Here is a 10,532-nt window from a genome sequence, read left to right on the forward strand (position 1 = left end):
GGCCTCGTCGAGGGCGGCAAGCCCATGTCCTTCTCCCCGGACGCGGCCCACCGCCTCTACACCGAGCACCCGTGGCTGCGCCGCCAGGTGGACGACGCGCAGTCGGACCGCGCCCGTTTTTTCGAGGACTCGCCGAGCAGCTCCTCGGCTTCGCCCGACACCAGTTCCACCTGAGCAAGCCGGAGGGGGAGGGGGGCGTGTCTCTGCGCGCCCACCTCGAGCAGGTGGCCAAGGCCACCGGCAAGGCGCCGCCAGCGCTGGTGGGTGAGTACGCGCTGCCGGAGGCGCTCGCTCACGTCTGGGGCTGGTTCTGCGAGCTGAGCGGCGCTCGCGGGGCGGGGGGCTTCTCCATCGCCCCCATCAGCTTCCAGGACATCGAAGCGTGGGCCCGGCTCACTGGGCACCAGCCCACCCCCGCGGAGGTGGTCCTGCTGCGTCAGCTCGATGACGTCTTCAGGGACGAACTCAGTCCGAAGTGAGGAGGTGCGAGGTGTCGTGGCGACTACTGCTGGGCTGGGGCGGCCTGCTGCTTGCGCTCCTCCTCCTCCTGCTTAGCGCGCTTGGCGGCTGCCCAGTCTGCCTCGACCGCGGCGATGCCACGCAGCTCGGACACAGGCTTCGTCATCTCGATGCCCGAGTCCCGGTCGCGGAAGCCCACATGTGTCCACCCCTCCATCTCCATCTGCTCCTTGCCGGCGTCGTAGTTCGGCATCTCCCGGAGCATGGCGGCCCGAATCTCGTCGGGGCTCGTCGAACCGAAGGGCTGAATCCGAATGATGGTGGTGTGGTGTTTCCCACCCGTATCCCATCGCAGCTCGGGACTCCCATGGGCCTCGTTGCTGGACCGGACCGATTCGACGCGCTCCGCTTCGAGCCTTTTCTCGTCGTCAGAGCGACAGGCGCAGGCAGCAATGAGGAGCAGGGCAACGAAAGCGGGGCGGACGCGCATGGTTCAGGAAACCAGCACATGGTGAGTACCCAGGTCCACTGGTCACGCATTCAGGTGTCTACGTCCCCGTGCACCTACTCTTCAATGGCCATGAATGGAGTCCACTGTGTCTGAGGGATTCGATCTAGCCACGCTATCTGTTCGCATCGACACCTCGGGCACCGCCGCCGGCGTGCAGGGGCTCAACGACCTGTCAAAGGCATCGGAGAGGACGGAGCAGGCGACGGAGAAGGCTGGGGCGGCATCCTCGCAGCTCCAGCGAGAAATCGTGCGGATGCACAAGGAGGTGGAGGCCAGTTCCAAGGCCTTCGAGGTCATGCGCAGCAAGCTGAAGGAGCTTGAGCGGATGGACACCCTCGTCAAGCACGTGGACCAGATGACCGAGGCGTCGAAGCGCTTCCAGCAGGCCGCCGGGAACACGAAGGCGGTTGACGCTCTCCACACGAAGATGGCCGCGCTTGAAGTGGCGACTGGACGCCTTACGTCCTCCTTCGGGGATACGAGCTCCATTGCCCGCTTCATGGGCGAGCTGAGCAAGGCCACCTCGGCGCTGTCGAAGATGCAGGACGACGCGCGCGCGGCGAAGTCCATCCAGGAGGTGGCGAAGGCGGCGGAGTCCGCTAAGGAACCCGTGGAGCAACTCTCCAAGGGGCTCGGAGGACTCGCTGGCAACCTCATGGGGATGGTGGCAGTAGGGGCCACGTTGCGGAGCGTCACCACCGAGGCGCTGGGTTTCTCCACGGCCATGGCTCAGGTGAGCACTCTCCTCGAGGACAACCAGCTCGGGATGATGGGCCAGCTTGCGGAGAGCGCGAAGCGACTGGGCGCCCAGTTCGGGCGGGGGCCGACCGACCAGGCCAAGGCGCTGTACGAAATCATGAGCGCGGGCGCGGCCGACGCGGCGAAGGCCACGGAGATGCTGGCCATTGCCAACAAGCTGGCCATCGGCGGCGTGACGGAGGTGAGCGTTGCCGCAGACGGCCTGACGTCCATCATGGCTAGCTACGGCACGCAGCTCCGGAGCGCGACTCAGGCTGCTGATGCCATGTTCGTGTCAGCCGCAGACGGCAAGACGTCCATCGAGACCATCGCCCGGCACATTGGCAAGGTGGCCCCGATTGCGTCCCAGACGGGCGTGTCGCTCCAGGAACTGCTGGCTGCGAACGCAGCGCTCACCAAGGCCGGCATCAAGACAGAGACGGCCATGGAGGGTGTGCGGGCCATCCTCGCGCAGGTGGCCAAGCCTTCCAACGAAGCCGCCATCCTGGCGAAAGAACTCGGCATCGAGTTCAGCATCGCCGGGCTGAAGTCCAAGGGCTTCGCAGGCTTCCTCCAGGACATGAAGGACAAGACGGGTGGCAGCACGGAGTTACTTGCTGCGCTCGTTGGCGGCGTCGAGGCGCTGCTTCCGGTGATGACGCTCTCGGGCTCGGCCTCGGTGGACTTCGCGACGTCGCTCCAGAACATGGAAACGTCGGCTGGCAAGACGGAGGCGGCCTTCAAAAAGATGGCGGAGACGCCACAGATGAAGGTGGACCAGCTTCGCGCGCGCTTCGCTGGCCTGCGTGTGGAGGTTGGCGAGAGTTTGCTCAACACCGTCTCCCCCGTCATGGATGGGCTGCTGAAGAACTTCGAGGAGGTGACGACGGCTGCTCGCTACCTCGCCCAGGCGCTGGCGGTGCTCGGCGCGGCGCGAGCGGTCGCCTGGGGACAGGAGTGGACGAAGGCACTGCTCGACAAGGCGGCGGCTGCGAAGAAGGCGAAGGAGTCCGTCGTCGAGGCTGTTCTCGCAGAAGCCAGCTACAAGCGTGCGCAGGGCGAGAGTCGGGCTGAGGCGCTGAAGGCAGCCCTGGCACATCTTGAGAAGCGGCAGGCTCTGCTCCAATCTGCTGCTGCTCTCGAAGGGCCGTTCACTGTCGCGCACACGCGGGCCGCCATCGCATCCAACACACTCGCCCAGGCGAAGGTCCGTGAGGCAATTGCGATCGAAGGTGCGACGTTCGCCACCCGGGCAGGATCTGCAGCGCTCGCTGCGATGGGTGGGCCCCTTGGCCTGGTTGTCATCGCCCTGGGCGCGGCCGTCACCGCGTTCGTTGAATTCGGCCGGGCCGCGGAGGAGGCCCGAGAGAAGGCGATGCAACATGCACAGGAGTCGGCTGCTGCTGTAGGGCGAGGTTCGCAAATCGTGGTGGACCTCATGAGTCAGACGAAGGCAATCGAGAACCAGGTCAAGGCTCTTGAGCGGCTCACCATTGCGAAGGAAGAGGTCGCCGCTCTGGGAGGGAAGTATCAAGACCTTCTGACTAGCGAAGTCGATACGGTTGCTGAACTCGCCGCAGTCGTTCGGACAGTCGCGAGTGATGATTTGAAGGCAGCCCAGGCAGATATCAAGCGAATGACTGCCGAAGTAAAGAAGAAGCAAAAACTCATCGTTGCGGTGAACTGGACGTGGGCTGGCGAGGGAAAGCCGTTCTCCGAAATTCGGAAGGACCCGCGGTTCGCCGGGCAGATCGAAGAGAAGCTCGTCCCCTTGGAGAAGGACCTCGCTGCTCACCAGCAACGGGCTGCTGAAATCCAGAAGGCGCTCCTCTCGTTGGAAGCTGCCGCCAAGCAGGAGGCTGAGCTGGCCGACAAGGTCGCAGGCGCCCATGGTCGCGCGGGGGCCGCAGCTACGAAGTCGGCTTCGGAAACCATTGATGCCGGCAAGAAGAAGGTCGAGGAGGCGAAGAAGGCCGCGGCGTGGCTGTCGAAGCTGGAGGAGGACGTCCGCGCCATCGGGAAGACGAAGGCAGGCTCGCTCAACCAGTCGGACGAGTACATGTTGCTGACGGAGGAGCAGAAGAAGCTCGCCGACGTGGCCATCGCGAAGCTCAAGGACGCCGAGGCGTCGAAGAAGGCGGCCCAGGCTCGGGACGAACTGGCGAAGAAGGCGCAGACGTGGCTCGAGCGCATCCAGGAGGAGTCGGGCGCTCTCGGGAAGTCGAAGGCCGAGGCACTCAGCCTCACCGACGAGTACAAGGCGCTCTCCAAGGAGCAGCAGAAGCAGGCGGACGTGGCCATCGCTCTGCTGAAGGAGGCAGAGGCCACGAAGGCGGTGGAAAAGGCGGAGAAGGAGCGCCTCCAGAATCTCCAGCAGCTCAACCGCGAGCTGGGGGACCAGTCCGGGACGCGCTTCGTGGAGGCCCAGCGGCTCCTCCGCGAGGAGCTGGACGCCGGGCGCCTCAAGCTGAAGGACTACAACGCGCAGCTCGCGAAGGCGCGGGAGCTGTGGACGCCGCAGGGCCGTGCCGAGGCTCAGCTCGCCAAGGAGTTGGAGAACCTGGAGAAGCAGCTCAACCCCCTGGCCGACGCGCAGAAGCGCATGGCGGCCGTGGAGAAGCTCTTCCAGGAGGGGCGCATCGGCGCGGCCGCGTACCGGCGGGAGGTGGCGAAGCTGCAGGAGCAGCTCTCCACCGGCTTCTCTCTGGCCCAGGACGCCGTCACCTCCGCAGCCCAGCACATGGAGGAGGCCTTCGTCACCTTCGCCACCACGGGGCAGTTCAGCTTCCGGAACATGGTGGAGAGCATGCTGAAGGACCTGGCGCGCCTCCTGGCCCACAAGGCCTTCATGGCCCTGGTGGACACCGCGACGGGGGCCCTCATCGGCGTGACGACGGCGCCGGCCGCGAGCTCGGGCGGGTCCACCGTGGGCGGCGCGGACCTGTCCGGCATGTTCGGCAGCATGCTGGGTGGGGGCGCGGGCGGAGTCGGCAAGCTGGACTTCGGCGCCGAGGTTCCCCAGGTGCCGAAGCTGTACGTGCCCAGCAAGGCGGACATCCTCCCTCAGGCCGGAGGGGGGAGCGGCACGGCGCCCATCTCCCTCCACATCCACATCCACCAGGACGGCTCAGCCACATCCACGGTGGAGTCATCAGGAGGAAGGGCTGAGTCCGAGAAGCTGGCCCGCGGGCTCGGCGCCGTCGTCCTCAAGGTACTGGTCGAGCAACTCCAGCCTGGTGGAGTGCTCTACAACGGAATTCGGACGCGGCGATAACGGCTCTGCCATCCTATCTTCCAGCGATAGAGAGATGCCCTTGTCCGCAGGCTCCATGTTCACCGTCAACGATGATCACATATTGCCTACCCGCCACGAGTCCGTTAACTCGAAATCGGCCCCGCGTGCTTCCCTCGGCAGAGCCCCTGTTGCAGGCAAGAACCTGGGAGGTGTCGCCCCTCCTGCGCAACTCCAAGACGGTGTCGTAGCCTGACGCTGCGGTAGTGAAGTAGTAGTCTCCCGTTACCGGGGCGGTCCAATGAAACCATACGTCATTCGAGTTGCCGGCTCCGCAGGTTGTTCTCCACTCATTGTTGCCGGAGCAACTGTCGAATGTCACCAAAGGAGCGCCCAGTGCACTCCCGAGGTGTCCACCATACCGAGCCTGTGAAAGCTCGCCGTCTTCATCAGATGCGTCGGATTCGGAGAAGTTCTCTTCTGTTCCCGAGAGGTCTTGCTGCTCATTGATGTTGGCGTCGTGCGTTGGGTCGCATGCACTCAGCATGATGAGCCAGCTCAGTCGTGACAAAAGCGCTCTGATGGAAATGGACATATCTGCACCAATGAGGAATGGGCGCCCTTGCCCCTGGAGGAGGCGGGACGACCAAGCATGGGAGGCTGTGCTTGGTTGCTCTATCATTTGGTCGAGGTCGGGCGCGCGCCACTGCCTTGTGCGCACGGGGTGCCTTCTGTTTATGGACGCTCCTGATAGACAGTCGGAGGCGTCGAAGGTGCGGTCCTCGGGCGGGCCGACGCCGAGCGCATGGCCCGCGGGCTGAGCGTGGCCATCCGCAAGGCACTCCTCGAGGAGATGCAGCCCGGCGGCTCCATCTACAATTTCACGGCGCGGCGGCGGTGACGAGCCTTCCGTCTAGAGGCCGTTGATGTTCAGCTTCCCCGCGCCGCATTCACCACCGTACCCGTCCACGATGATGAGCAGTTGTATTCCTTTCGTGAGTCCGCGGAGTGTGACGCGGCTCGTTAGGACGCCGTCTGCGCGATCATCGTTGCAGCCGAGCACAATGGCTGTATCTCCTCTTCGTCGGACCTCGAGCACAGTGTCGTACGGAGAGCCCACGGTGGAAAAGGTGTAGTCGCCCGTCACAGGGACGGTCCAGTGATACGACATGTCAGGCGAAGCACCGGAGCCGCATGTCGTGCGCCACTCGTTATTGGCGGTGCAACTGTTGAAAGTTCTTACCGGAGAGCCCAGTGCGCTTCCTATGTGCCCTCCGTACGTTGCCTGGGACACATCGTTGTCCTCTTCGGGCGCGACTTCGTCCGAGGGTGCAGCCGCCGAGTCGGGAGCCTCGACGTAGTCGCCGGCTTCGCCTTCGAGAGCAGGTCCACATGCGCCCAACAGCAATGCCCAGCCAGTTGCGAACAGAACTGTTCTTCTCAGGTTTGACATGACTGCACCTTGGGTACGGGGGGCACCCTTGGCGTTCGTTTCGGCCCAGAGCGGTCAGGCACAGGATGTGGTGCTTGACTGCTCTATGGTTGTGTTGAGGTTGGCCGGCCGTAACTGTCTGAATTGTCCGGGTCGTCTTCTCGTAACGGACACTCTTGTTCTTGAGAGACGAGAGAGCTGGGCGGCGGCGGGCGCCTACAAGTCGGCTCCGGCGCTTGGGTTAGGCGCACGAGGCGCTTCGTCAGTCCTCTCCAGCGCTGCATCCGATAGGAATCGGTAGCCCAATGCCTTTGCGGCGTCCAATTTGTCTGTTGAGACCTGAACGCGGTGCCCCTCTGGTGTCAGTGCCTCCACTTTTCCATCCGAGACGAATGCGAAGCGTTTGGACCCAGGCACTTTTGCCATGGCGATGTCCGCCGAAACATTGGCCACGCGACCGGAAGCGACATCGAGGATCTGCATCTTGTCTGGTGAGGGGGACGCGGTTGTCTTGGCAACCTGCTGCTTTCCTTCGCAGGCGATGACGCCTGTGACCCAGCCTTTCCGAAATCCTGGGGTCTCGGTAACGGTGACGGAGCGCCCGACTTGGCGCGCCGTCCATGAACTCGGGTCGTTCGACGCGCCCGAGTCCATGCGCCAGTCGTACTTCCGCCCACTGCAAATCTCGCCTGCCCGTTTGTGGAAGTACTGCTCCAGCGTTTCAATGCTGGTGTACGCGTTGCCACGGACTTCGACTCGAATAACGCCGGGAGCTACTTCCGTGTCGCGATAGCCGCCCGCAAAGCCCATCCGCTGGTAGGGGGTTGTACATCCTGCAAGGGCGAGGAGGGCAATGAATGGCGCGAGACGCATTCAGGAAAGCCTCCCTCACTCCGCGCGTGCCGGTCAACGCCCAGGCAGGGGGTCAGGACATACCGCTCTGCGGGAGCCTGGGTGCGGGCTGTCGAATGTAGTTCCTCCAGGCGCGCTCGCTTGTGATCAGGCTGGCAGCAACGGCACCAGCTTGGGAGGGCGAAGAGCTGCGAGGTGGCGGCACGGGTGGGCGACCACCTCTTGACGTCCTCCGCTCGCGGCATGGCATCGTCAGCCTGCGGCCGTGCCATCCGCCGGGGAGACGCGTCCATGCTGGCGGTGCTGCGCTTCCGGGAGTGGGTGCTGGGGCTGTTCCGCGCCGGGGTTGGCGCTCCTCCTGTGGTGCCCCCTTCTCCGGTGGCACAACCGCTGGTGGCCCCTGCGGAAGAGCCTGTGCTGGTGCCTCCGCTCGCGCATGAGGAGCGCTCCGCGCCCATGCCTGCGAAGAAGCCGCGCCGCCGGCGGAAGAAGTGGAACGAGGTGAGCGCGTGGAACGCGCGGCTTCGCTCGCCCCTGGTGGACGAGTGACGCACGGCGCACGCTGGACGGCTACGGCGTCGCGCATGCGACGGGGAGCCGGCACGTCGTGCTGTCGGCGGGCAACGACGGGACGGTGGCGCAGTCCCGCACCGGAGTGCCGACGTAGCATCCCGTGCAGCACCTGTAGCCTGTGCTGTGCCCCTGGTATCCCGTGGGCACCGGAATCTTCGTTTCGTCGCAGTAGGACCAGTGCGCGACTTTGCACGTGTTGCAGCGCGCGTAGACGGTGTCCGTCAGGCGGCACTGGGTCAGTGACGGGTCAATCCAGCCACGGCCAAGCCAATCAAGGAAGTCCTCGCAGCTCCCCATGCCCGTCTCAACCAGCTTCCACCCGCACGACAGCTTCTTGTCTCCCGCCGCGCACCGGGCGCAGTCGGCAGCTGGGTCTCCACCCCCGAACCCAGCGGTGGTGCACCGGCTGCAGAAGCGGGAGCACGACCACACCTGGTCCGTCCCGTTGTCTCCCTTCCCGTGGTGCAGGCCCGTGCTCCAGTGCAGCAGTTCGTGGAAGAGCGTCCGTTCGAGTCCCTGGCCAGCGACGACGTAGGGCGCGAGGTTCATCCTGTAGGGGCCAGAGCGCAGTTCATCCACTCTGGAGGGAGGCCCAGGGTCGGTTGCGGCGCGGATGCCGGGGCACTGCCCCCCACACCCGATGAAAGTCTTGATGCCGGAGGCCAGCGCGGACTGCACCATTGTCCCGAGCGTGCTGTTGGTCGCCACCAGGCATTTGGTTGAGCCCGGTATCTGCTTGAGCGCCTCGAGGAGCTTCGCCGTCTGCTCACTGGTGCAGGCCCCAGGCGAAGTCCCGGTGACGATATTGACGGCGGGCATCGACTCCACCGACGTCGTCGACGTCAAGTCCGCGGGGAAGCCGGCCATGCTGTCGCAACGAGTGCCAGCGCTCCAGTGGGACTCCCGCTCCTCTTCGGGGTGCGGCTGTATGGCTGGTGACTCTTCGTCCGACTCCACCAGCCAACGCCGCCCGCCCCCATCCAGTGATGTCATCCGCTCTTGGATGATTCTGATGTCGCGACGGGACCCTATCTGGGTCCGGCGCTGGTCGAACTCGCCGTCTCGATTCGTGTCTTCGAGCCACAGCTGCACCATGACTCCGCCATCGAACGAGAGGTCATAGAGGTAGTCCGTCCGGGAGTCCTCGTCGTAGTCGCCCCAGTGCGTGGTGCTGTCTCCCTCGCTTCGTGTCGTGAGAGCCGGACGGGTGCTGTCCCCGTTGTAGTATTCGACGAAGCGCGCACCACCGTCCTCCACCCGGGAGACGATGCGACTCGTCGTCCCGTCGCGGTTGGTAATGGTGATGCTGCCTCCTCGTCGCTCCACTTCGCTGACTGCTTGGAGCTCCTTCGCCGCGGGTGACTCGTCAACCACGACGACGTGGTGCCCGCGAGGCGGCGTGCCTCCGTCCGGCCTTGCCTCGGGGCGGCTCCGCTCGGCGCCTTCCTGACAGCCCAGCCCGAATGCCACTATGGCTGCGACAGCTCCAGCAGTGATTCGCATGCCCCTGTGCTCCTCGCGCTGTTGCCGAGCATGGATACCGCGACGGGACAGGGGGGGCCCTCGCCCTCGGGGGCAGCGTCGCCTTCTCGGCAGATGGGCCCGCTGCCTTCAGGCAGTCCCGGCGTCCGCCGGCAGCAGCGGCACCTGCTCGGGAGGGCGGGGCACCGCGAGGTGCCCGTACCTCTTCGCGAACCATGCCACCCCAGCGGGCGTCACCAACGTCTGTGGGCGAGTGTGCGGCTCGTCCTGGCCGGGCTTGGGCTGGCGCAGCACGCGCACCTGGTACACGAGACGGCCGTCCCGGATGAAGGACGCATAGGGCACCCAGGGGCCGTCAGAGTCCTTGCGGAAGCACACCCCGTCCCGCTCCAACCACCGGAAGAAGTCGCGGATGGGCAACCGCAGGTGCCGGGCCGTGTCCATGAGGCTCATCAGGCGCGTGGTGGAGAGGAAGTCGTCGGCCAGCTTCACCGCGGGCGACTGGGCCTCGAGCTGGCGCTGCTGCTCGACGAGCTGCGCGGCCTGGCGCTCGTTCGCCTCGGCCAAGTCGGCCGCGAGCCGGAGGGCCTCGGGCAGCGACTTCGGCACCGCGAAGGAGGGCGCCGCCCCGGGCACCGGCAACCCGCGCGCCACCGCATCGAAGACCTCGATGACGCGCAGGTGGAATGCCGGGCTCACCCACATGGCGTAGGCGTACACGAGGGGACGGCTGACGAAGGTGCCCTGGGCGGTGCCCCCGCGGACGCTCTCCACCGGGCCGTTCATCGAATCTGAGGAACGGGTCAGCTCGGTGATGAGCCCCCGGGTGGACTCGTTGCGGAGGAAGTTCGAGGGCTGGTGGCGCGGCTCACCGCCGGCCGCCCTGTGCAGGTCGTTGAGGCTGTAGCGGCCGTGGGCGTCCTGCTGGACGACGACGTCGCCAATGGTGAGCTGTTGGGATGGGCAGGACACGTTGACCTCGGGAAAGGCACCCCCTCCCCGGAGCCGTGCACTCCGGGGAAGGGGCAGCGCCTCACGACGGGAGGGGGGAGTCGTGGGCGTCTTGTGGTGTGGCCTGCACGGGGCCTGGGAGGAAGCTTGTGGCCGGGCGGGGACGGCGTCCGGATGCCGACGCGGAACGACGAATTGGCACCGGCGGCTGCTTGACGCACAATGCCCCCCGGCCCGGTCGTCCTCACGCTCGCACACCCTCACGACAGGGGACTCACCATGAAGAGCGTGAAGCTGTGGCT

General features: G+C 65.6%; 8 protein-coding genes. 3 read left to right on the plus strand and 5 right to left on the minus strand.

All coding sequences use genetic code 11. The features are described 5' to 3' along the window. Positions 1–197 precede the first annotated feature (197 nt). Positions 198–479 (plus strand): phage tail assembly chaperone, encoded by a 282-nt coding sequence (locus LXT21_RS44465; RefSeq protein WP_254044351.1) that lies wholly within the window; start codon positions 198–200, stop codon positions 477–479. Between the two features lie 23 nt (positions 480–502). On the opposite strand, the gene LXT21_RS44470 is transcribed toward LXT21_RS44465, so the two are convergent. Beyond that, on the minus strand, positions 503–949 hold the full coding sequence (locus LXT21_RS44470; RefSeq protein WP_254044352.1) for a hypothetical protein: 447 nt from the start codon (positions 947–949) through the stop codon (positions 503–505). 94 nt (positions 950–1,043) lie between these two features. Between LXT21_RS44470 and LXT21_RS44475 the strand changes: the two genes are divergently transcribed. Beyond that, on the plus strand, positions 1,044–4,982 hold the full coding sequence (locus LXT21_RS44475; protein WP_254044353.1) for a phage tail tape measure protein: 3,939 nt from the start codon (positions 1,044–1,046) through the stop codon (positions 4,980–4,982). 871 nt (positions 4,983–5,853) lie between these two features. Here the strand turns inward: LXT21_RS44475 and LXT21_RS44480 are convergent. Beyond that, a complete protein-coding gene (locus tag LXT21_RS44480; RefSeq protein WP_254044354.1) occupies positions 5,854–6,393 on the minus strand; it encodes a hypothetical protein in 540 nt (179 codons plus the stop codon). Between the two features lie 195 nt (positions 6,394–6,588). Then, the gene (locus tag LXT21_RS44485; RefSeq protein ID WP_254044355.1) at positions 6,589–7,245 is read right to left on the minus strand and encodes a CC0125/CC1285 family lipoprotein; all 657 of its coding nucleotides are present in this window, start codon (positions 7,243–7,245) and stop codon (positions 6,589–6,591) included. Positions 7,246–7,515: 270 nt separating this feature from the next. On the opposite strand from LXT21_RS44485, the gene LXT21_RS44490 reads away from it, so the two are divergent. After that, the gene (locus tag LXT21_RS44490) at positions 7,516–7,773 is read left to right on the plus strand and encodes a hypothetical protein (RefSeq protein ID WP_254044356.1); all 258 of its coding nucleotides are present in this window, start codon (positions 7,516–7,518) and stop codon (positions 7,771–7,773) included. Between the two features lie 21 nt (positions 7,774–7,794). Here LXT21_RS44490 and LXT21_RS44495 read toward each other — a convergent pair whose 3' ends face one another. Then, positions 7,795–9,300: a hypothetical protein gene (locus tag LXT21_RS44495; RefSeq protein ID WP_254044357.1), complete on the minus strand. Its 1,506-nt coding sequence runs from the start codon at positions 9,298–9,300 to the stop codon at positions 7,795–7,797. A 108-nt stretch (positions 9,301–9,408) separates the two neighbouring features. Beyond that, positions 9,409–10,251 (minus strand): KilA-N domain-containing protein, encoded by an 843-nt coding sequence (locus LXT21_RS44500; protein WP_254044358.1) that lies wholly within the window; start codon positions 10,249–10,251, stop codon positions 9,409–9,411. Between the last annotated feature and the right edge of the window lie 281 nt (positions 10,252–10,532).

Origin of the sequence: Myxococcus guangdongensis, from assembly GCF_024198255.1 — a bacterium.
GTDB lineage: Bacteria > Myxococcota > Myxococcia > Myxococcales > Myxococcaceae > Myxococcus > Myxococcus guangdongensis.